Consider the following 19,684-nt stretch of genomic DNA (forward strand, 5'->3'; position numbering starts at 1 on the left):
GATCAGGCGCGATGCCGCCCACTGCGCTCCATCCCGGTATCTCTGCCGGTTCTCAGCTGTCGCTTCCGTTGGCCACCGCCGCCGAGATCGCGGTGCTGTCGCCCTGCGCCGAGACGCTGGCGACCTTCGCGCGGGCCTGGCCCGGCGCCGGTCGTCTGCACACCAGCGATCTCGCCTCCTTCGCTGCGCAGGCAGTCGATCGCTCGCTCGATTCGTCGCTGCTGCGCGCGATCCTGATCGTGCTGCCGGATCAGGCGCATCCCTGCCGTGAAGCCGTCGAAGCGATCACCGCATTTGCCGGCTGCCGGCGGATTGCCTTCGCGGTCCTCGCCTCCTGCGAACTGCACGAAATTCCGAGCGAACTGATCACGAACCTGCCGCCCACCACACTCCGCCGCCTGAACAGGCTGTACGCGCAGCGCGCCGGCCATGCCGCACGCGCGATCCTGATGCAGCTCGCCCTCGCCGCCGGCCTCAGCATCACTGCGATGGATGCGCCGAGCGGCGGCACGATTACAGACGCAGAGCCACCGCCATCCCTTCTCCCCGAGCTGATCGAGGAAGCCGTCCGATGACTTACGCCTACGAACGAGACGGCGACGCGATCTATCGTCAGTCGTTTTCCATCATCCGCGCCGAGGCCGCGCTCGATCGGTTCACGGCCGACGAGGAGAAGATCGCGGTGCGTATCATCCACGCTAGCGGCATGGTCGAGGTCGCCGGCGACATCGCGTTCACGCCCGGCATTGTATCGGCCGGCCGCGCCGCGCTGCAGGCCGGCGCGCCGATCCTGTGCGACGCGCAGATGGTCGCCAACGGTGTCACCCGCAAGCGGCTGCCGGCCGACAACGAGGTGATCTGCACGTTGAACCATCCTGACGTCCCTGCCCTCGCCGCAAAGCTCGGCACCACGCGTTCGGCCGCTGCGGTCGATCTGTGGCGCGACCGGATGCAGGGCGCGGTGGTCGCGATCGGCAACGCGCCGACCGCTCTGTTCCGCCTGCTCGAAATCCTCGCAGAGCCCGCCGCGCCGCGCCCCGCGGCCATCATCGGCATCCCGGTCGGCTTCGTCGGCGCCGCCGAATCCAAGGAGGCGCTGCTGGCGGATTCGCCCTCGCCTTGCGTCATCGTGCGCGGCCGACGCGGCGGCAGCGCGATGACCGCAGCCGCAATCAACGCGCTGGCGAGCGAACGCGAATGAGCACACCGACGATCTACGGCGTCGGCGTCGGCCCCGGCGCGCCCGACCTGATGAGCGTTCGCGCCGCGCGGCTGGTCGGTGCCGCCAAGGTGGTGGCGTATTTCCGCAAGGCCGGACGCCCCGGTCACGCCCGGCGCATCGCCGACGGCCTGCTGCCGGACGGCGTGATCGAAGAGCCGATGGACTATCCGGTGACGACCGAGATCGCGCTCGACGATCCGGCCTATGCGGCAACACTGCGCGACTTCTACGAACAATGCGTCGCGCGGCTCGCCGAGCACATCGCGCAGGGCCGCGACGTCGTCGTGCTGTGTGAAGGCGATCCCTTCCTGTACGGCTCGTTCATGCATCTGCACAGCCGGCTGGCGCCGCGCATCCGCGTCGAGGTGGTGCCCGGCATCTCCGGCATGGCGGCGTGCTGGACCGCGAGCGGCACGCCGATCACCTACGGCGACGACGTGCTCTGCGTGGTGCCGGCGACGCTGGGGCCGGCGCGGCTGAAGGCGGCGCTCGCCACCGGCGACGCGATCGTGATCATGAAGCTCGGCCGCAATCTGCCGAAGGTGCGCCGCGCCCTCGATGAAGCCGGATTGCTCGACCGCGCGATCTATGTCGAACGCGGCGCGATGGCCGATCAGGTGGTGATGCCGCTCGCCGACAAGACCACCGACGACGCGCCGTATTTCTCGATCGTGCTGGTACACGGACAGGGGCGACGGCCATGACCGGATCGCTGGTGGTCGCGGGCCTCGGCCCCGGTGCGCAGGAACTGATCACGCCGGAGGTCGCCGCAGCGCTGGCGCGCGCCACCGACATCGTCGGCTACATGCCTTATGTGGCGCGCGTCGCCGAACGCGACGGCTTGCAGCGGCATGCTTCCGACAACCGCGAAGAACTCGATCGTGCCGGGTTCGCGCTGCGGCTCGCAGCGGACGGCCGGGACGTCGTGATCGTCTCTTCCGGCGATCCGGGCGTGTTCGCGATGGCGGCGGCGCTGTTCGAGGCGATCGAGGCCGGCGATCCGTCGTGGCGCGAGCTCGACATCCGCATCCTGCCCGGCATCAGCGCGATGTTCGCCGCCGCGGCGCGGATCGGCGCGCCGCTCGGCCACGATTTCTGCGCCATCAACCTATCGGACAATCTGAAGCCCTGGGAGACAGTCGAGAAGCGGCTGCGCGCGGCGGCCGAAGCCGATTTCGTCATCGCGCTGTACAACCCGATCTCGAAAGCACGCCCATGGCAGCTCGGCCGCGCCTTCGAGCTACTGCGCGGCATCCATCCGGCTTCAGTGCCGGTGATCTTCGCAACCGCGGTCAGCGATCCTCGCGAACGCATCGACGTGGTGCCGCTCGGCGACGCCGAGCCCACCCGCGCCGACATGCGCACGCTGGTGATGATCGGCTCGTCGCAGACCAGGTTGATCCCGCGCAGCAGCGGCAATGCGTTCGTCTACACCCCGCGGTTCTCCGGAGCGGTGTCGTGACCGAGCCAGGCCATCACCTCGGCGACCGTGGCGACACTGCGCCGATCCGGCACCGCGGGCCGCTTCACCATGATCACCGGCAGCCCGAGTTCCCGCGCCGCGGTGATCTTGGCGACAGCCGCGTCGCCGCCGGCATTCTTGGCGACGACGATCTCGGTGCGGTGCGCCCGCAGCAGCGCGAGGTCGCCGGCGAGATCGAACGGTCCGCGTGCAACCACCACCTCGACATTCGGCAGCGGCAGCGGTCCGCGCGGCGGATCGACGAGCCGCACCAGATAGGCGTGCTGCGGCTGCGCCGCGAACAGCTCGAGGTTCTGCCGGCCGATGCCGAGAAACACCCGCCGCGGCGCCGCGCCGAGCGCGCCCACCGCCTGATCGAGATCTTCGACTTCGGTCCAGCGATCACCGGCGACGGCCTGCCACTGCGGCCGCTCCAGCGCCAGCAGCGGCACCCCGGCTTCAGCGCAGGCAATCGCCGCATGGCGGCTCATCTGCGCCGCGAACGGATGCGTCGCGTCGACGACGCGCTCGATCCGCCCGGCGCGCAAGTAATCGGCCAAACCACTGATGCCGCCGAAACCACCGACCCGAAACGGAATCGGCGGCGGCTTCGGCTGATCGGTGCGGCCGGCGAACGACAGCACCGCGTCGATGGCCGGCTCGGCGGCAATCGTTCTGGCCAGCGCCGAGGCGTCGGCGGTGCCGCCGAGGATCAACACGCGCGGGCGGTGCGATGAAGAGAGCGTCATGATCACCAGCGATGACACGGCGCAGCCCTGGCTGTCCATCGTCGGAATCGGCGAGGACGGTCTCGACGGGCTGTCGGCGCGCGCAACGGCGCTGCTCGACAGCGCCGAGCTGATCGTCGGCGGCGATCGCCATCTCGCCCTCGTCGCGGCGCTGAACAAATCCACGCTGCCGTGGCGTGTGCCGTTCGCGGCCTCGTTGCCCGAGGTGCTGGCGCAGCGCGGCCGCCGCGTCGTGGTGCTGTGCTCCGGCGATCCGTTCTGGCACGGCGCAGGGTCGGTGCTGGCCGATCATCTCGCGCCACGAGAATGGACCGCCGTTCCCGCGCCCTCGACCTTTGCATGGGCTGCGGCGCGGCTCGGCTGGCGGCTGGAGGATGCCGTGACGCTCGGCCTGCACGCGCGGCCGATCGCGACGCTGCGTCCGCATCTTCGGCCCGAGGCGCGGCTGATCGTGCTGGTGCGCGACGGCGCCGCGGTCGGCGAGATCGCCGGGTATCTGGCGGCGAACGGCTTCGGCGCGTCCGAACTCACCGTGCTGGAAGCGCTCGGCGGACCGCGCGAACGCGTGCGGCGGACCACCGCCTCGATCTTCGCCTTCGCCGACGTCACCGCGCCGGTCGCGCTCGGTATCGCCGCGGTCGCCGAACCGGGCGCCGTGATCATGCCGTGCGTCAGCGGCCTGCCGGACGAGCTGTTTCAGCACGACGGCCAGCTCACCAAGCGTGAGATCCGCGCCGTCACGCTGTCGACGCTGGCGCCGCGCGGCCACGAACTGCTGTGGGATATCGGCGCCGGCGCCGGCTCGATCGGGATCGAATGGCTGCTGGCGGCGCGCAGCAATCGCGCCATCGGCGTCGAGACTCACCCCGGCCGACTCGCCACCGCCCGCACCAATGCCGAGGCGCTCGGCGTGCCGCAATTCGATCTGCGGCTCGGCGCAGCGCCCGAGGCACTCGCCGGACTCCCCACCCCCGACGCGGTGTTCATCGGCGGCGGCGCCGGTCGTCCGGGCTTGATGGATGCGGTGTGGCAGGCGCTGCCCGCCGGCGGCCGGCTGGTGGTCAATGCGGTGACGCTGGAGACCGAAGCGCTGCTGATCGACTGGCATCATCGCCACGGCGGAGAATTGCTGCGGCTCGGCGTCGAGCGCGCTTCCCCGGTCGGCGGCCTCACCGGATGGCGCGCGGCGATGCCGGTGGTGCAATGGAGCGTCCGCAAATGACCGCCGTCGTCATCGGCATCGGCTTCCGCGCCGCCGCGTCCTCATCGTCGATCATCGACGTGATCGACACCGCGCGCCGTGCCGCCGCCCCGCATCAGCCATCGGCGCTGGCGACGGCCGCAGACAAAGCCGACCACAGCGGCCTGCGCGAGGCCGCGACCGCAACCGTTCTCCCCGTGTTGCCGATCGACGCCGCGGCGCTCGACCAAGCCGCCGCACGTATCACGACGTCGTCCCCCGTGGTCGCGCAGCATCGCGGCGTCGGCAGCGTCTGCGAAGCCGCGGCACTCGCCGCCGCCGGGCCGACGGCGCGGCTGATCGTGTCCCGATTGATTTCACAGGATCGCCTCGCGACGGCCGCGGTGGCGATCGAGGAGCCGCAGCCATGACCGTCCACTTCATCGGCGCCGGCCCCGGCGCGCCTGATCTGATCACCGTGCGCGGCCGCGATCTGGTGATGCGCTGCCCGGTGTGCCTCTATGCCGGCTCGTTAGTCCCGCGCGAGATCGTGGCGCTGTGCCCGAAGGACGCGCGCGTGGTCGACACCGCCCCGCTCGACCTCGACGCCATCACCGCGGAGTTCGTCGCTGCCAACGCGGCCGGCCACGACGTCGCCCGGCTGCATTCCGGCGATCTGTCGGTGTGGAGCGCGATGGGCGAACAGATCCGCCGGCTGGAGCAGCACGGCATTCCCTACACCGTGACGCCCGGCGTGCCGTCTTTCGCGGCGGCGGCCGCGCTGCTCGGCCGCGAACTCACCTTGCCGGAAGTCGCCCAAACGGTGGTTCTGACCCGGACCTCGGGCCGCGCATCGGCGATGCCGCCGCGCGAGACCCTGGAAGCCTTCGCCGCCACCGGCGCGACGCTGGCGATCCATCTGTCGATCCATGTGCTCGCGGATGTGGTCGAGCGGCTGCGCCCGCATTATGGCGACGACGGCGCGGTCGCGGTGGTGGTACGCGCGAGCTGGCCGGAGCAGCAAGTGATCCGCGGCACGCTCGGCTCGATCGCCGCGCAGGTCGCCGCCGAAGGCATCGACCGCACCGCGTTGATCCTGATCGGGCGATCGCTCGCCGCCACCGATTTCCGCGAGAGCTCGCTGTACGCCCCCGACTACGATCGCCGCTATCGCCGCTCGGCGGAGGACGGCCGTGACCGCGACTGATCCCGGACCAACAACGTCGAAGCTTGGCCGGCCGCCCGGACTGATCATCGCTGCGCCGTCGACGAGCAGCGGCAAGACCACGGTGACGCTGGCGCTGCATGCAGCACTGCGCCGCCGCGGCCTCACCGTGCAGCCCTATAAATGCGGACCCGACTACATCGATCCGGCGTTCCATGAGATCGCCGCTGGGAGGCCTTGCTACAATCTGGACTCCTGGGCGTTCGGCCAGGACCGCATCACGTCCCTGCTCGATGCCGCGGCGGGTGCCGATCTCTGCCTCGCCGAAGGCGTGATGGGACTGTTCGACGGCGGCAGCGCCATCGGCGCCTGGGGCAATGGCGCGACCGCCGATATCGCCGCGTTCACCGGCTGGCCGGTGGTGCTGGTGATCGACGTCGCCGGTCAGGCGCAGTCGGCCGCCGCGCTGGCGCTCGGCTTTGCCCGCTATCGCAGCGACGTCCGCATCGCCGGCGTCATCCTCAACAAAGTTGCGAGCGCGCGCCATGAAGCGCTGGTCCGCGACGGTTTCGCCGCGCACGACCTTCCGGTGCTGGGCAGCTTCGAGCGCCAGCGCGATCTCACGCTGAAGAACCGTCATCTCGGCCTGGTGCAGGCGCGCGAGACCGCGAAGCTCGACAGCCGCCTGCAGCAGCTCGCCGACAGCGCCGTGCGTGGCATCGATCTCGATGCGGTGATCCGCGCCGCGCAGCCGGCGCGACCGGTCGCATCGTCGATCCGGCCACTGCCGCCGCCCGGCCAGCGCATCGCGCTCGCGCATGACGATGCTTTCTCGTTCATTTATCCGCACCTCACCGCCGGCTGGCGCGCCGCCGGCGCCGAGATCGTGCCGTTCTCGCCGCTGAACGACGAAGGCCCCGATCCGTCCTGCGACGCAGCTTGGCTGCCGGGCGGCTATCCCGAACTGCACGCCGGACGGCTTGCAGCGGCGACGCGATTCAAGTCGGCGCTCGGCGCTTTCGCCGAGACGCGCGCGGTGCATGGCGAGTGCGGCGGCTACATGACGCTGGGCGCCGGCCTGATCGACGCCGACGGCACGCGCCACGCGATGGCGGGCCTGCTCGGCCTCGAAACCGACTTCGCCAGTCGCAAGCTGCATCTCGGCTACCGGCTCGCGACCTTGCAGGCCGCAGCCGCCGGCCACGCCGCAGGCAGCGTGCTGCGCGGCCACGAATATCACTACGCGCGCGTCGTCACCGTGGCGGACGAGCCGCTCGCCGAGATCCGCGATCCCGCCGGACAGCTCACCGATGAGACCGGCAGCCGCCGCGGCCACGTCACTGGCACCTTCTTCCATCTGATCGATGTCGCCGAGGAGGCGATCGCCTGATGTCCAAGTCAATCGAAAGCGCCGCCGCCAACGGCCGAATCACGCTGGTCGGCGCCGGCCCGGGCGATGCCGACCTGTTGACGCTGCGGGCGATCAAGCGGCTGCAGGCCGCCGACGTCGTGCTGTATGACGACCTCGCCGGCGAAGGCTTCATGGCGTATCTAGATCCCAACGCCGAGATGGTCGCGGTCGGCAAGCGCGCCGGCCATCCCTCGCCGCGCCAGGATGAAGTCAGCCGGCTCGCGATCAGCTACGCGCTGCGTGGCAAGCATGTGGTGCGGCTGAAGGCCGGCGATCCGACACTGTTCGCCCGCGCCGACGAGGAGCTGCGCGCCGCGCGCGAGGCCGGCATCGCAGTCGAGATCGTGCCCGGCATCACCACGGCGACCGCCGCCGCGGCGACGATCGGCGCGTCGCTGACCAAGCGCGGCGTCGCGCGCCGGGTGCAATTCGTCACCGGTCACGATGTCGACGGCCGCCTGCCGCGCGATCTCGACCTCGCAGCGCTGGCGGACGCGACGGCAACGACTTGTGTCTATATGGGCAAGGCCACCTTCCCGGCCCTCGTGGCACAACTGATCGCCCGCGGCCTGAGCGCTGCGACGCCGGCCGTGATGGTCGAAAGCCTCGGCTCGGAAGCGACCAATGTGCAACGAGGCAGCGTCAGCGAGCTCGCCGCCCGCCTCACCGCCGATCGGCCGGCCGGCCCCTGCATGATCCTGTACGGCGCCGCGCTGGAAGAAGGCTGAAAACCGGCGCGCCGGGCCGACCTGTCACCAAGCTTCGTTCAATCGTGTGCCGCGGCCGAAGCAACGCCGTGCCTCCGGCTGATCTGCTCGATCGCGTCGGACAGCCGATCGAGTGCGGCCGGCAGCATCGGACCGCCGCAGACCGTGAGCTGATCGGGGACAACGATCCGCCGGGTTTGCGGATAGGCCTGCTGAATCGCCGGATGCAGCAGCAAAGCCTTGCCCTGATCCTCAGCCTGCGGCTGCTGCTCCGACACCAGCAACAGATCCGGCCGCGCCGCGACGATGGCTTCGAGCGAGGCGAAGCCGCCATAGGCGAGGCCGAGGTCGGATGCGGCGTTCGACAGCCCGACGGTCTGCAGCAGTGAGCTGAGCAGGCTGTCGCCACCGGTCACCCAGCCGCGCCGCGACAGCGCCAGCACCCGGCCGTGCCACCGTGACGCGGTCTGCCGGGCGCGCAGCGCGGCCTTGTCGATCGCAGCGATTATCGCGTCCGATCGCTCCGGATGGCCGACGAGCTCGCCGGCCCGGCTGATCTGCGCTTTGACCTCGTCGATCGTCCGCGGCACGTCGAACTCCTCGACCGGAACGTTCTGCGCGCGCAGCAGTTCGCGGGTCGCACGCTTGCCGTAGCGGCCGGCCAGCACCACGTCGGGCGCCAGCATCAACAGATCCTCTGCCTCGCCGGACAGCCTGGGAAACTGCTCGGCCTCCTGCGCCAGCCACGACAGCCGCGGGTCGCGCGCATAGGGCCCAAGGCCGACGATCTGCTCCGGATCGGCCAGCGCGATCAGAAGCTGATCGGTGCACATATTGATCGAGGCGATCCGCTTCGCCGCGGCAGACGCCGGCGATGACAGCAGGCCGATCACACCGAGGCTGATCAGGCCGATGACCGGCAGCGCCATATGGCGTAGCCAAGGGGTCAACCGTTGCTCGCCCGAAACGACGGGCGCACGAGCGCCGCGATGCCGCGCAGTTGTTCTGGTCAAGACGACATCCTCCGCCGGCCCATCGCCGAACGAGTTGCACACTTGTACCGGCCGGTCTCCTGGCTCGCGGATATCCGGCGCGTCCGCCTTCCCGGCCTATTCGACCAGTGGCATTGAGGACACTCCGATCCGCCCACAGTTGCGAGGGCAGCTGCGGCATTGGGGCGTCGGCCCCGCACCGCATTCCCGTTTCACCCCTTGTTCAGGGGCACCGGTACGATGTCGGGTTAAGCACGTCGCACCGGCCGAGACAAGGCGACGATCCGACGGGGTGACGTGATCGCAGCGAAAAGCCGGGAGGCGCATGCACGCCACCCGGCTCGTCGAACATCGCTCGTCGCGCTGACGCTTACTTCCGCATCGGCGCGGTGCCGTCCTTGCGCATCGGCGTGGTCGCGTTCGATTGCCCCTCCGAACTCGGCGTCACCGCATTGGTGGCGCCCCGGGCGCTGCCCGAGCCCTGGCCGCCGCGATCGGAATTCGACGGTCCGCCGCCGCCCGCACCACCGCCAGCGGCTCCGCCCGCTCCCGCGCCGGCCCCGGCGCCACCACCGCCGGCTCCTGCACCACCGCCGCCCGCGCCGCCACCGCCACCACCGCCTGCTCCCTGTGCCAAGACCTGGCTCGCGCCCAGGGTGAGCGCCGCAAACACCACCAATGCCGTCGTTGCTTTTCGCATCATCTCCGCTCCTGTCGTTTCCTTATTAGTTAGTAACGAATCACAACGAGCCGTGCTGGATACGGTTCCTGATCTCGATGACCGCTCTCACCTTATTGCCGCGCCGCTGTTCCGGCGGCGCCGAGGAACATCCGAACGCCTGCGGCCTTTCCCTTCGCCATCAACGACGAGGGAACTGCAGATGAAAGCGCTGACCTGGCACGGCAAGAACGACATCCGCTGCGAGAGCGTGCCGGATCCGAAGATCGAACACGGCCGCGACGCCATCATCAAGGTCACCGCTTGCGCGATTTGCGGCTCGGACCTGCACCTGATGGACGGAATCATGCCGTCGATGCAAAGCGGCGACGTGCTCGGCCACGAGACCATGGGCGAAGTCGTCGAAGTGGGCGCCGAGAATACCAAGCTCAAGGTCGGCGATCGCGTCGTGGTTCCATTCACCATCTCCTGCGGCGAGTGCTTCTTCTGCCAGCGCGGCTTCTATTCGGGGTGCGAGCGCTCGAACCCGAATGCCAAGGCAGCCGAGAAGATGTGGGGCCATTCACCCGCGGGCCTGTTCGGGTACTCGCACATGCTGGGCGGCTATGCGGGCGGACAGGCCGAATATCTGCGCGTGCCGTACGCCGATGTCGGACCGATCAAGGTGCCTGAAGGACTGACCGACGAACAGGTGCTGTTCCTGTCCGACATCTTCCCCACCGGCTTCATGGCGGCGGATTTCTGCAATCTCAAGGGCGGTGAAACCGTCGCGGTGTGGGGCTGCGGACCGGTCGGCCAGATGGCGATCAAGAGCGCGTTCCTGCTCGGCGCCGAACGCGTGATCGCGATCGACACGGTGCCCGAGCGTATGGAGATGGCGCGGCAATCCGGTGCGATCGTCATCAACTTCATGGACGACGACGTCTACGACAAGATCCAGGATCTCACTAACGGCCGCGGCGCCGATGCCTGCATCGACGCGGTCGGAACCGAAGCGGCGGCGACCGCGAGCTTCGACTCGATGGTCGATCGGGTGAAGATGGCGACCTTCATGGGGACCGACCGGCCGCACGTCCTGCGCCAGGCGATCCACTGCTGCAGGAACTTCGGCACGGTGTCGATCGTCGGCGTCTACGGCGGGCTGCTCGACAAGATCCCGATGGGCTCGGCGATCAACCGCGGCCTGACGATGCGGATGGCGCAGACTCCGGTGCAGCACTATTTGCCGCAACTGCTCGGCCGCATCCAAAAGGGCGAGATCGACCCTTCCTTCGTCATCACCCACCGCGCGACGCTGGAAGAAGGCCCCGAACTCTACAAGACCTTCCGCGACAAGAAGGAGGGCTGCATCAAGGTGGTCATGAAGCCGCACTGATCCCTCACGCGATCCGACCTCCAACTACGCAATGATGGCCGGGCTCGGCGGCCATCGACGTTTTCGCAGGGACTGAGCGCCGAGCGATGCGGCAGGCTCCAACGCGGCAGGTTCGAACGCAAATGGCCGGGCTCGAGGCCCGGCCACAATATTCCATCCTTCACAGGTGCGAAGATCAGGCCGCCTGGGACTGCACGTAGGACCGCGTCACGCTGTCGATGTTCTGGTCGATCCACGCCGCCATGGCCTCCTCCTCCTTCAGCGAGGCCTGCAGCAGCGGCTTGGCCGAGCCGAAGCCGGCGATGTCGGCGAGCGACAGCAGCGACTTGTAGGCGGCGATTTCGAAGTGTTCGAAGGCGTTGTTGGCGAAGGTGTTCTTCAGGATCTCGTCGGGCATCACGGTGTGAGCCAGCGCCGCCATATTGCCCATGAACGACTGCGTGGTGTCCTTCAGCATCGAGGCGCTTTCTCCGCAGGCGGACAGACACTCGTCGAGCCGCTTGAGCTGGCCTTCGGTTTCCCGCAGATGCTGCTGCACCCGCGCATTGACCTCCGGATAGTCGTCGAGCCGCTCGGATTGCCGCTCCATCATCTCGCGCGCCTGGGTCTCCATGGCGTGGGCATTGCGAAGCCCGCTAACAAAGATCTCACGTGCGTCCTGAGCCATTCTTCAGTCTCCAGTTGAAACGATCCCGCCTTCAACGTGGCCGCCTGCGGGGGGTTCCTAGCGGAACAGGCTCACCGCCTGGGTCACAGCTTCCACAACTCGAACAACATGTCGCGGCCGAACAGATCGATCTGCTGACCGTAGCGCGTGCGGTACATCGTCATCAGCGCGTCATGGCCCGGGTCGGACGAACTACACAGCGCGTCCTCGACCAGCACGACGCGAAAGCCGAGATCGACCGCATCGAGCACCGTGGCGAGCACGCAGACGTCGGTTTCGGCACCGGTAATCACCACCGTGCCGACGCCGCGCTCCACGAGCAACGACGCCAGATTCGAGTGCTTGAAGGCGGAGTACAACGGCTTGTCGACCACCTGGGCCGGAGGCACCAGCCGCTGCAACTCCGGCACCAGATCGAGCTGGTCCGGCGCCAGATTCGGGCGCAGCGCGGCCTCCCAGCGTCGATAGTAGCGCTGCCAGCGGCCCGGCCGCTGCTCCGGATGCTCCGGCGTGACGAAGCGGGTGAAGATCGTCGACGGGGCGTAGCGGGCCGCCACGTCGGCTACCACCGGCAGCACGCGTTCCATCCACGGCGTTTCCCAGACGCCACCGCGGGCGAAAATCCGCTGCATGTCGACACAGAGGTGAACGGCGGCCTGGATCGGCTCGACGACGAGCTGCTTGGTCATGAGGGGTTACGGTTCGACGAGTCCGGCTCGGCGGCGGCCGGGGCGGACGACGGCAGGATGACGGCAGGATGACGGCAGGATGACGGCGTGCTCCATGATGGCCGATCAACCGCCGTCCCGAACGCCTGTTCCTCTCCGGCGTTCGGAACTCGCGCCGCCGCCGCGCGCTTGAACCGGGCACAACGGAGAGCATCGCAACATGCCGCGGATCCTGATCGGCACATCGGGGTGGCATTATCAGTCGTGGCGGGGGCCGTTCTTCCCGGACGGCTTCCCGATCAAGCATCAGCTGCAATACTACGCCAGCCAGCTCACCACCACCGAACTGAACGGCGTATTCTATCGCACGCCGACGCCGGCCGCCGTGCGGTCCTGGCACGACCAGACCGGCAAGGACTTTGTCTTCGCCTGGAAAGCGTCGAAGTTCATCACTCACTGGAAACGACTGTCGGACAAGTCCTCGAACAGTTTGGCGCTGATGGAGGACCGCCTTGCCCTGCTCGGACCCAAAGTCGGGCCGATCCTGTTCCAGTTGCCGCCACAGTTCGATGTCGACACCGGTCGTCTCGCCGAGTTCCTGCCGATGCTGTCCGCGCAACGGCGGTACGCATTCGAATTTCGTCACCCGAGCTGGTACACGCCGGCCGTATTCCGCCTGCTCCGCGACGCCAACATCGCGCTGTGTTTCTCGGATCACCACGACGCACCGGCACCATGGCGACGTACCGCGGATTTCGTCTATATCCGTGGTCACGGTCCCGGCGGCCGCTACAAAGGGCGCTATCCGGTCGCGACCCTCGAACAATGGGCCCGCCGCGCGAGGGCGTGGAAACGCGCGGGCCACGATGTCTTCGTCTATTTCGACAACGATCAGAAGAGCGCAGCGCCCGGCGATGCGCTGCGGCTGCAATCGCTGGTGACAAGCCGGCAACGCTAGCGATCAGCCGACCGGCGCACGACGGCACCGCGGAACCGGGGCGCCCACGCGCTCCAGCGCGATCGATTAGGAACGATGGGACGGACGGCATGTTGGCCGAGCAGCGGCGGTGCGGCTCGCCGCCGCATCTCCGAACGCCAGAGTTCGAAAGGAACACTCGATGTACTACCATGACAAGCGGCTGCAATATCCTGTCCGTGTCGAGAAGCCAGACCCTCTTTTCGCCCGGCAGCTTCAGCAGGCGATTGGCGGCATCGAAGGCGAGATCCGGGTCTGCCTGCAGTACTTCTTTCAGGCCTGGGGCGCGCGCGCGCCCAACAACAAATATCGCGACCTGCTTCTCAACACCGCGACCGAAGAGATGGGTCATGTCGAGATGCTGGCGACCGCGGTCGCACTCAATCTCGAAGACGCACCGCTGAGCGCGCAGGAAGAAGGCGCCGCCGACAAGGTGGTCGGGGCCGTGATGGGCGGCGAGAGCACCCGCCAAGTGCTGGAGGGCATGATGCAGCGCCATCTGCTGTCGACCGGACTCGCCGCCTTCCCGGCCAATTCGGACGGCGTCCCGTTCGACTGCTCGCATATCTATGCCAGCGGCAATATCGCCGCCGACATGTATTGCAACGTCGCCGCCGAAGCGACGGGCCGGACGCTGGCGGTGCGGCTGTTCAACTCCACGTCCGATCCGGGAATGCGCGACATGCTGCATTTCATGATCGCGCGCGACACCATGCACCAGCAGCAGTGGCTCGCGGTGATCGAGGAGCTCGGCGGTGCGGCGACCCTGCCGATCCCGAACAGCTTCGATCAGCGCCAGGAACATCAGCGCTTCAGCTATTTCATGATGGGCACTTCGCGCGACGGCACCCCGCCGCCGGAAGGACGGTTCTCGACCGGGCCGTCGATCGACGGGCACGGCGAATTCTACGCCGGCCATTTCGAGCCGCTCGGCGAAGAGCCCGTGCTCGGTCCCGCCCGTCCGTTATCCGGCGCGCAGAGCGAGCAGATCGACAGCAAGGCGATCGCCGCGGAATAGCAGCCACGCGGCGGTGGGTGCGGTTCGATCGCGCCCACCGCCGGTTCATCCCGAAACTCAATCGATGGAATCCACACATGGCCGACCGAGGCGGACGATCCGACGGCAACGGCAGTCTCGGCGGCAACCAGCGCATGATGCTGGTCGCGGCCGTCGTCGCAGCCGTGCTGTTCCTCGCAGTGTTCGGCTGGGCATTCCTCAACAACCCGCTCGGCCGCGCGCCGGGCGGCGCAGGCGGCGCCGACACCGGCGATCTCACCACGCTGCCGAGCAAGCAGGCGCAACGCTCCGGCGAAAGCGTCGTCGGCAAGAACGATCCGGGCGGCCAGCCCGGTCTCGCCGGCGAACGCCAGCGCGCGATCAAGGACTCGGCGCAACCGCTGTCATTGTCCGACGAACAGCGCCGCGCGGTCAGTACGACGATCAGCAACAGCTCCGATGTGGCGCGGACCGACGAAGCGCGTTTCGAGCTGATGATCGGCGCGCTGGTGCCCGAGCAGATCGGGTTGAGCGATCTACCCGCCGAAATCACCCAGATCATGAACGGTTACTGGGGCGCTCAGTGTCTGGTGGTCGCCAACCGGCTGGTCATCGTCGACCGCCCCACCCGTCGCATCGTCGCGCTGGTGCCTTTGGCCACCTGATGCCTGCTGCCGCCGGCAGCGTTTCAGCGACCGATCAATCGGCCGTCGATTCCGGGCGCACTGCCCGGCGTCCGGCCGCCTCCAGATCGCCCAGCGATCGGCGTCCATCCCGGGCGCAAGCCAGAATAGCTTCCGCGACCCGCGCCCGGACCGCATGATGCTGGCCATCGCGCAGCCCTCCGCACACCCGTTCCAGCGCCACCGTCATGTTCGCGACGGTTCGACTGTCGAAATTGTCTTCGATCATCGATCACTCAGCAATGCGCGCCTGAAAGGCCGATGCGTCCTAATAGTCTACTTTTAAGCAGAATAGCCCTTCGGCGAGCAACGTCGCTAACTTAGGTAAAATGCAACAAGCGGCACAGCGCCGGTCGGTAGTTCAGTGCCGGCGCGGCCGGTGCCGCCGTGCACCGCGGAACCTTTCGCGCAGCAGGTGTTTGACAGCATGCCGTTGCCGGTCGCGCGCTTGGTGCGACGCCGTACCATGGAACGATCCCGATGCCGAGAGAACGTGCAAAATGCGCGACCTGTGCTGCAGTTGGAACCGGTCAGTCCGGCTTGCAGCGGTGGTCCTCTCACCGACATGATCAGTCTATTGTAGAGGCGTCCGATGGTTCATCCGTTCCTGCGTAAGCTCCGTCATGGCGCACGACTGACCAAGGACAACGAGGACATTCTCGGCCGCCTTGTCCAGTCGACGCGCCTGGTCGGCGCGCGTGAGGACGTCGTCCCTTTCGGCGGGGCGCCGCGATATCTGCCCCTGGTGGTCGACGGCTGGGCCTGCCGCTACATCACTCTGGAGAACGGCCGCCGCCAGATCGTCTCGCTCTTTCTTCCCGGCGACCTGTGTGAGCCGTTCGGCGTCCTTCCCCGCTTCATGGATCACGCAATCGCGGCTCTGACCCCGGTGGTGATCGCCCAGATTCGGCCGGAGGCTATTCGCGCCGCCGCCAATGCCAGCCCGCGGATCGACGAAGCGCTGTGGTGGGACCTGCTGGTCACTTCCGCGATCGACCGCGAGCATCTGGTGAGCCTCGGACGACGCACCGCCACCGAGCGGCTCGGCCATCTGTTCTGCGAACTGCACCTGCGGCTGACGATGATCGGTCTCGTCGACGAGGACGAGCCGTCCTATGATATGCCCGTGACTCAGGCAGACTTGGGCGATCTGCTCGGCCTGTCGATGGTCCACATCAATCGCTCGCTGCAGGAGTTGAGACGGTCGGGCATGATTTCATTGCGCGACCGCCGATTGTCGATCCGCGACCTCGATGGACTGCGCGAATTGTCGTTCTTCGACGACGGATATCTTCACCCGTTCGGAGCTCTTTCGCTGCTGAACTCTTCCGACGTGTCGGACGTTGGTCGGACTTCGCGGTGAGGACTGGAATGCCGATCGACGACACCCCTGCCCGGATCGCCGAGCTCGAGGCTGACAACCGCCGGCTGCGACGGCTGCTCGACCAGCGCGACGCGCCCGGCGAGTTGCGCCACCGGATGCGCAGCACCATGGCGATGCTGCGAACCATCATCCGGAAGTCGGCGGGAACGCAGCGGGATCTCGACGCCTATGTCGGTCACCTCGAGGATCGGCTCGATGCCTTGATGCGCGCTCAGGCCGTCGCCGACGAACAAGGGACGATCGATCTGCACAAACTGATGTCCGACGAGTTGCTGCACTATCAGGCGCGCGATGGCGAGCACACCACGATCGAGGGGCCGCTTTTGCAGCTCCAGCCGCGCGCCGGACAGGTGCTGGCGCTCGCGGTCCACGAACTCGCCGTCAACGCCGTCGAGCATGGCGCACTCGGTAATGGCGGGACGATCGACATTCGCTGGAGGGTGGACGGCGACGGCGCGGCGCCGACTCTCACCTTGGTGTGGAAGGAGACCGATACGACGCCGCTCAGCGAACCGTCCCACCACGGCTTCGGTACTGAGGTGCTGACGCGCACGCTCGAATACGAGCTCCGGGCGAAAACCGATCTCTCGTTCGAAGCCGATGGGCTTCGCTGCACGATCAGAATCCCGCTGTCGGAACGGATCGACCGGGAGTTCGGCCCCAAGTCGGCCGTCAAGTAACCTTCACAATCGCGGTTAGCGACACCTAATTTGCGCACTGGCGCTGCAATTAAGCATAGGTGAATGCACCCGCGCCCGAGCCCAACTAATCTGGTCCCCAACAGCGGAAAGGGGATCAGCGTGAAGAAGCGTCGTAATCGAACCAAGCAGCATCTGTCGCTCGAGCAGCGGCTTTCCGAGTTCTCCGACCGGTGGAAGCAGGAGGCCGAGGAGAGCGGCGATCGCGAAGCTCAGGAGAATTGGGAGCGACGTGCCAGGTCCACACAGGCCGCCCTAGGGATGATCGCGTGGCTGGGATCACGTGAGGTCCGCCGCTAAATAGCAGGCCGAAACGGCCGGTGAAGTCGTCCCTCGCGTGAATCGCACGCGCCTTTTCCCCGGAGGCCGCGATGGACGATCACCAGCAATGGCGGAAGCGGCAGCAGGTCCTCGCCAATTTCGGAGAATTCGCGCTCCGCAACGAGAGTCTGGACGACGTTCTGACCGAAGCCTGCCGTCTGGTCGGGGGTGCTCTCGGCACGCAAAGGTCCAAGATTCTGGAAATTGACGACCGCGAACAGACCCTGCTGGTACGTGCCGGCGTCGGTTGGGGCGACGGCGTCGTCGGCAAAGTGCGCCTGGCTATGGGCGAACTGTCGTCCGAGACGTTTTCGATCAAAGCCGGCGCACCGGTGATCAGCCAGGACGTCCGCGTCGACAAACGCTTCGAACTCCCCGCTTTCATGAAGGCGTCAGGCGTGGTTGCGCTCGTCAATGTGCCGATCTTCCTGCCGGGGGGGACGCCTTTCGGTTTGCTTCAGGTCGACAGCCGCGAACCACGCGAATTCGAGCAGGACGACATCGAGTTTCTGCGTACCTACGCGGCCCTCCTGGGACCGGTGATCGATCGCCTCGACAAGGTCCGCGCTCTGCGAGCCGCCGAAGAACGATTCCGGCTGATCGTCGAAGCGGCGCGCGACTACGCCATCTTCACGACCGATGCGAACGACCGTATCGTCGATTGGCTGCCCGGGGCGGAGGCCGTGTTCGGATGGTCGGCCGCTGAGGCGCGAGGACGATCGGCCAACATGCTGTTCACGCCCCAAGATCGGGCGGCCGGTGAGGACGTCAAGGAGGCGGAGACGGCGCGCCGGACGGGCTTTGCGCCCAACGTCCGCTGGCACGTTCACAAAGACGGGTCGCGGGTCTTCATCGAAGGCAGCGTCACCAGCGTTCGTGGGGCCGACGGCCAGACCCACGGATTTCTCAAGATCGGTCAGGACGTCACCGAAAGACGCCGCAACGAAGAACGGATCCGTGCGAGCGAAGCACGTCAGCGTGCGCTGATCGAAGGCATTCCGCAACTGGTCTGGCAGGCGGACATCGATGGGCGGTGGACCTGGTCCAGCCCGCAATGGAGCGACTTCACCGGCCTTCCGCGCGAGCAGAGTCTGGCTTTCGGCTGGCTGAGTGCCGTTCATCCGGACGATCGGACGGTCGCACTGGACGCGTGGACGCAAGCCAACCAGACTGGCTCGTTTGAAACCGAATATCGCATTCGACACGGCCATTCCGCCACTTATCGCTGGTTTGCGATCAGGGCGGCGCCGGTGCGGGACCACAGCGGTGGCGTCCTGACGTGGCTCGGCACGTCGACCGACATCGACGACCTGCGGCGGCTGCAGCAGCGGCAGGAAGTGATGGTGACCGAGCTGCAGCATCGCACCCGCAATCTCATTGCGGTCGTTCAGTCGATCGCAAGTCAGACCATGGCAACCTGTCGCACCATGGAGGAGTTTCGACTTCAATTCCACGAGCGGCTCGCAGCGCTCGCGCGCGTGCAGGGGCTGCTGTCCCGAGCGGCGCAGGAGCCGATCACCATTGCGGCTCTGGTGCGGGTCGCGCTCGACGCCCTAGGGGCGTTCGACAGGAGTCGTGCGACGATCAGTGGCCCAGATGTGCCGCTTCGCAATTCGAGCGTTCAGACTCTGGCGCTGGCGCTGCACGAGCTGGCCACCAACGCCCGCAAATACGGCGCGCTCTCGGTGTCCGACGGCCGTCTCGATGTCACTTGGCAGGTTCGACGGCTCGCCGCAGGCCGGCACGTCGAGCTCGCCTGGATCGAACACGGCCGCGGCCCGGAACGAGCCGATCGTCCGGACCCTAGAAACCACGGCTACGGACGGAAATTGATCGAGCGGGCACTCCCCTACGCGCTCAGTGCCACCACCACATTCGAGTTGAGGGACAACGGCGTTCGCTGCACGATCAGCCTGCCGTTTGACCCGGCGGAAAGGACACAGCCGCTATGATCGCCCACAACCCCGGAGTAACCGGACGGCGTGTTCTCCTGGTCGAGGACGAGTACTTCATTGCCGACGACATGGTGCGCGTGTTCGAAGAGCTTGGTGCCGAGGTGGTCGGTCCGTTCTCGCGAATCGAGGATGCGCTCGCCGCGGTCTCCGCCGCCGATCGTCTCGACGCTGCCGTGCTCGACGTCAACCTGCAGGGCACGATGGTGTTTCCGCTGGCGGACGAACTGACCGCGCGCGGCATACGATTCGTATTCGCGACCGGCTACGATCACCACGCCATCCCGGCCCGGTTCGATCATGTCGTGCGCTGCGAAAAGCCGGCAGATCCCGAAGCGGTGATCACAGCGCTGTTCGGCGCCTGACCGATCGGCTCTGTCGAAGGAACAGCCCGCC

Annotated in this window: 24 protein-coding genes and 1 riboswitch; of the genes, 18 read left to right on the forward strand and 6 right to left on the reverse strand. The window is 67.4% G+C overall.

All coding sequences use genetic code 11. The annotated features are described in order from the left end of the window. Positions 1-68: 68 nt before the first annotated feature. The 4 genes from DWA33_RS11285 to cobJ are packed head-to-tail and all read left to right on the forward strand — an operon-like array spanning position 69 to position 2,684. Entirely contained in the window at positions 69-575 is a 507-nt protein-coding gene (locus tag DWA33_RS11285) for a hypothetical protein (protein ID WP_244601258.1), read from the forward strand. After that, positions 572-1,201: a precorrin-8X methylmutase gene (locus DWA33_RS11290; protein ID WP_114358194.1), complete on the forward strand. Its 630-nt coding sequence runs from the start codon at positions 572-574 to the stop codon at positions 1,199-1,201. Before DWA33_RS11285 ends, DWA33_RS11290 begins: the two co-directional genes overlap by 4 nt. Next, positions 1,198-1,926 (forward strand): precorrin-2 C(20)-methyltransferase, encoded by a 729-nt coding sequence (locus DWA33_RS11295; RefSeq protein WP_114358195.1) that lies wholly within the window; start codon positions 1,198-1,200, stop codon positions 1,924-1,926. Before DWA33_RS11290 ends, DWA33_RS11295 begins: the two co-directional genes overlap by 4 nt. After that, positions 1,923-2,684 carry a precorrin-3B C(17)-methyltransferase gene (gene cobJ / locus DWA33_RS11300; protein WP_114358196.1) on the forward strand — a complete coding sequence of 254 codons (762 nt, stop codon included), beginning with the start codon at positions 1,923-1,925 and terminating at the stop codon, positions 2,682-2,684. Before DWA33_RS11295 ends, cobJ begins: the two co-directional genes overlap by 4 nt. Here the strand turns inward: cobJ and DWA33_RS11305 are convergent. Beyond that, entirely contained in the window at positions 2,651-3,433 is a 783-nt protein-coding gene (locus tag DWA33_RS11305) for a cobalt-precorrin-6A reductase (RefSeq protein ID WP_181902400.1), read from the reverse strand. The two genes, cobJ and DWA33_RS11305, sit on opposite strands and share 34 nt — an antisense overlap. Between DWA33_RS11305 and cbiE the strand changes: the two genes are divergently transcribed. Genes cbiE through cobA form a run of 5 tightly spaced genes read left to right on the forward strand, consistent with a single transcriptional unit; the run spans position 3,432 to position 7,917 of the window. Then, entirely contained in the window at positions 3,432-4,655 is a 1,224-nt protein-coding gene (gene cbiE / locus DWA33_RS11310; RefSeq protein ID WP_114358198.1) for a precorrin-6y C5,15-methyltransferase (decarboxylating) subunit CbiE, read from the forward strand. The two genes, DWA33_RS11305 and cbiE, sit on opposite strands and share 2 nt — an antisense overlap. Beyond that, a complete protein-coding gene (locus tag DWA33_RS11315; protein WP_114358199.1) occupies positions 4,652-5,044 on the forward strand; it encodes a cobalamin biosynthesis protein in 393 nt (130 codons plus the stop codon). The genes cbiE and DWA33_RS11315 overlap by 4 nt, the downstream gene beginning before the upstream one ends. Beyond that, complete coding sequence (gene cobM, locus DWA33_RS11320) at positions 5,041-5,820, forward strand: precorrin-4 C(11)-methyltransferase (protein ID WP_114358200.1); 780 nt, start codon at positions 5,041-5,043, stop codon at positions 5,818-5,820. The genes DWA33_RS11315 and cobM overlap by 4 nt, the downstream gene beginning before the upstream one ends. Continuing rightward, positions 5,807-7,168 carry a cobyrinic acid a,c-diamide synthase CobB gene (locus tag DWA33_RS11325; protein ID WP_114358201.1) on the forward strand — a complete coding sequence of 454 codons (1,362 nt, stop codon included), beginning with the start codon at positions 5,807-5,809 and terminating at the stop codon, positions 7,166-7,168. The genes cobM and DWA33_RS11325 overlap by 14 nt, the downstream gene beginning before the upstream one ends. After that, positions 7,168-7,917, forward strand: coding sequence for a uroporphyrinogen-III C-methyltransferase (gene cobA, locus DWA33_RS11330; protein WP_114358202.1), 750 nt, complete (start codon positions 7,168-7,170; stop codon positions 7,915-7,917). The genes DWA33_RS11325 and cobA overlap by 1 nt, the downstream gene beginning before the upstream one ends. Positions 7,918-7,955: 38 nt before the next feature. Here cobA and DWA33_RS11335 read toward each other — a convergent pair whose 3' ends face one another. Together DWA33_RS11335 and DWA33_RS25185 are read right to left on the reverse strand one after the other, a co-directional pair. Beyond that, a complete protein-coding gene (locus DWA33_RS11335; protein WP_114358288.1) occupies positions 7,956-8,909 on the reverse strand; it encodes an ABC transporter substrate-binding protein in 954 nt (317 codons plus the stop codon). Between the two features lie 32 nt (positions 8,910-8,941). Next, positions 8,942-9,140, reverse strand: a riboswitch (cobalamin riboswitch). A gap of 118 nt (positions 9,141-9,258) precedes the next feature. Further along, complete coding sequence (locus tag DWA33_RS25185) at positions 9,259-9,591, reverse strand: hypothetical protein (protein WP_167443182.1); 333 nt, start codon at positions 9,589-9,591, stop codon at positions 9,259-9,261. Positions 9,592-9,769: 178 nt separating this feature from the next. On the opposite strand from DWA33_RS25185, the gene DWA33_RS11345 reads away from it, so the two are divergent. Next, positions 9,770-10,942 carry a zinc-dependent alcohol dehydrogenase gene (locus DWA33_RS11345; protein WP_114358203.1) on the forward strand — a complete coding sequence of 391 codons (1,173 nt, stop codon included), beginning with the start codon at positions 9,770-9,772 and terminating at the stop codon, positions 10,940-10,942. A 175-nt stretch (positions 10,943-11,117) separates the two neighbouring features. Here the strand turns inward: DWA33_RS11345 and DWA33_RS11350 are convergent, their stop codons facing one another. After that, positions 11,118-11,609 carry a ferritin-like domain-containing protein gene (locus DWA33_RS11350; protein WP_114358204.1) on the reverse strand — a complete coding sequence of 164 codons (492 nt, stop codon included), beginning with the start codon at positions 11,607-11,609 and terminating at the stop codon, positions 11,118-11,120. An 83-nt stretch (positions 11,610-11,692) separates the two neighbouring features. Further along, complete coding sequence (locus DWA33_RS11355) at positions 11,693-12,298, reverse strand: cysteine hydrolase family protein (RefSeq protein ID WP_114358205.1); 606 nt, start codon at positions 12,296-12,298, stop codon at positions 11,693-11,695. A gap of 199 nt (positions 12,299-12,497) precedes the next feature. Here DWA33_RS11355 and DWA33_RS11360 point away from each other — a divergent pair, with 199 nt between their 5' ends. From DWA33_RS11360 to DWA33_RS11370, 3 genes are all read left to right on the forward strand, one after another. Next, on the forward strand, positions 12,498-13,235 hold the full coding sequence (locus DWA33_RS11360; RefSeq protein ID WP_114358206.1) for a DUF72 domain-containing protein: 738 nt from the start codon (positions 12,498-12,500) through the stop codon (positions 13,233-13,235). Between the two features lie 160 nt (positions 13,236-13,395). After that, complete coding sequence (locus DWA33_RS11365; protein ID WP_114358207.1) at positions 13,396-14,271, forward strand: manganese catalase family protein; 876 nt, start codon at positions 13,396-13,398, stop codon at positions 14,269-14,271. A 77-nt stretch (positions 14,272-14,348) separates the two neighbouring features. Next, positions 14,349-14,915 carry a DUF1236 domain-containing protein gene (locus DWA33_RS11370; RefSeq protein WP_114358208.1) on the forward strand — a complete coding sequence of 189 codons (567 nt, stop codon included), beginning with the start codon at positions 14,349-14,351 and terminating at the stop codon, positions 14,913-14,915. Positions 14,916-14,949: 34 nt separating this feature from the next. On the opposite strand, the gene DWA33_RS11375 is transcribed toward DWA33_RS11370, so the two are convergent. Next, entirely contained in the window at positions 14,950-15,162 is a 213-nt protein-coding gene (locus DWA33_RS11375; RefSeq protein WP_114358209.1) for a hypothetical protein, read from the reverse strand. 363 nt (positions 15,163-15,525) lie between these two features. On the opposite strand from DWA33_RS11375, the gene DWA33_RS11380 reads away from it, so the two are divergent. From DWA33_RS11380 to DWA33_RS11400, 5 genes are all read left to right on the forward strand, one after another. Then, positions 15,526-16,296, forward strand: coding sequence for a Crp/Fnr family transcriptional regulator (locus DWA33_RS11380; RefSeq protein WP_114358210.1), 771 nt, complete (start codon positions 15,526-15,528; stop codon positions 16,294-16,296). Between the two features lie 8 nt (positions 16,297-16,304). Continuing rightward, positions 16,305-16,997: an HWE histidine kinase domain-containing protein gene (locus DWA33_RS11385; RefSeq protein ID WP_114358211.1), complete on the forward strand. Its 693-nt coding sequence runs from the start codon at positions 16,305-16,307 to the stop codon at positions 16,995-16,997. 120 nt (positions 16,998-17,117) lie between these two features. Then, complete coding sequence (locus DWA33_RS11390; RefSeq protein ID WP_114358289.1) at positions 17,118-17,315, forward strand: hypothetical protein; 198 nt, start codon at positions 17,118-17,120, stop codon at positions 17,313-17,315. Between the two features lie 71 nt (positions 17,316-17,386). After that, positions 17,387-19,288 (forward strand): PAS domain S-box protein, encoded by a 1,902-nt coding sequence (locus DWA33_RS11395; RefSeq protein WP_114358212.1) that lies wholly within the window; start codon positions 17,387-17,389, stop codon positions 19,286-19,288. Beyond that, positions 19,285-19,653, forward strand: a complete 369-nt coding sequence (locus DWA33_RS11400) for a response regulator (protein WP_114358213.1) — start codon at positions 19,285-19,287, stop codon at positions 19,651-19,653. Before DWA33_RS11395 ends, DWA33_RS11400 begins: the two co-directional genes overlap by 4 nt. The last annotated feature ends 31 nt before the right edge of the window (positions 19,654-19,684 follow it).

Source organism: Rhodopseudomonas pentothenatexigens (genome assembly GCF_900218015.1).
Taxonomy (GTDB): domain Bacteria; phylum Pseudomonadota; class Alphaproteobacteria; order Rhizobiales; family Xanthobacteraceae; genus Rhodopseudomonas; species Rhodopseudomonas pentothenatexigens.

Bases quoted from the DNA above. Each gene is read 5' to 3' on its own strand.
- DWA33_RS11290 (WP_114358194.1), top strand. From the start codon at position 572: ATGACTTACGCCTACGAACGAGACGGCGACGCGATCTATCGTCAGTCG.
- DWA33_RS11315 (WP_114358199.1), top strand. From the start codon at position 4,652: ATGACCGCCGTCGTCATCGGCATCGGCTTCCGCGCCGCCGCGTCCTCA.
- DWA33_RS11305 (WP_181902400.1), bottom strand. From the start codon at position 3,433: ATGACGCTCTCTTCATCGCACCGCCCGCGCGTGTTGATCCTCGGCGGC.
- DWA33_RS11400 (WP_114358213.1), top strand. From the start codon at position 19,285: ATGATCGCCCACAACCCCGGAGTAACCGGACGGCGTGTTCTCCTGGTC.
- DWA33_RS11395 (WP_114358212.1), top strand. From the start codon at position 17,387: ATGGACGATCACCAGCAATGGCGGAAGCGGCAGCAGGTCCTCGCCAAT.
- DWA33_RS11345 (WP_114358203.1), top strand. From the start codon at position 9,770: ATGAAAGCGCTGACCTGGCACGGCAAGAACGACATCCGCTGCGAGAGC.
- cobA (WP_114358202.1), top strand. From the start codon at position 7,168: ATGTCCAAGTCAATCGAAAGCGCCGCCGCCAACGGCCGAATCACGCTG.
- DWA33_RS11370 (WP_114358208.1), top strand. From the start codon at position 14,349: ATGGCCGACCGAGGCGGACGATCCGACGGCAACGGCAGTCTCGGCGGC.
- DWA33_RS11360 (WP_114358206.1), top strand. From the start codon at position 12,498: ATGCCGCGGATCCTGATCGGCACATCGGGGTGGCATTATCAGTCGTGG.
- DWA33_RS11385 (WP_114358211.1), top strand. From the start codon at position 16,305: ATGCCGATCGACGACACCCCTGCCCGGATCGCCGAGCTCGAGGCTGAC.
- cbiE (WP_114358198.1), top strand. From the start codon at position 3,432: ATGATCACCAGCGATGACACGGCGCAGCCCTGGCTGTCCATCGTCGGA.
- cobM (WP_114358200.1), top strand. From the start codon at position 5,041: ATGACCGTCCACTTCATCGGCGCCGGCCCCGGCGCGCCTGATCTGATC.
- DWA33_RS11375 (WP_114358209.1), bottom strand. From the start codon at position 15,162: ATGATCGAAGACAATTTCGACAGTCGAACCGTCGCGAACATGACGGTG.
- cobJ (WP_114358196.1), top strand. From the start codon at position 1,923: ATGACCGGATCGCTGGTGGTCGCGGGCCTCGGCCCCGGTGCGCAGGAA.
- DWA33_RS11380 (WP_114358210.1), top strand. From the start codon at position 15,526: ATGGTTCATCCGTTCCTGCGTAAGCTCCGTCATGGCGCACGACTGACC.
- DWA33_RS25185 (WP_167443182.1), bottom strand. From the start codon at position 9,591: ATGATGCGAAAAGCAACGACGGCATTGGTGGTGTTTGCGGCGCTCACC.
- DWA33_RS11295 (WP_114358195.1), top strand. From the start codon at position 1,198: ATGAGCACACCGACGATCTACGGCGTCGGCGTCGGCCCCGGCGCGCCC.
- DWA33_RS11350 (WP_114358204.1), bottom strand. From the start codon at position 11,609: ATGGCTCAGGACGCACGTGAGATCTTTGTTAGCGGGCTTCGCAATGCC.
- DWA33_RS11365 (WP_114358207.1), top strand. From the start codon at position 13,396: ATGTACTACCATGACAAGCGGCTGCAATATCCTGTCCGTGTCGAGAAG.
- DWA33_RS11355 (WP_114358205.1), bottom strand. From the start codon at position 12,298: ATGACCAAGCAGCTCGTCGTCGAGCCGATCCAGGCCGCCGTTCACCTC.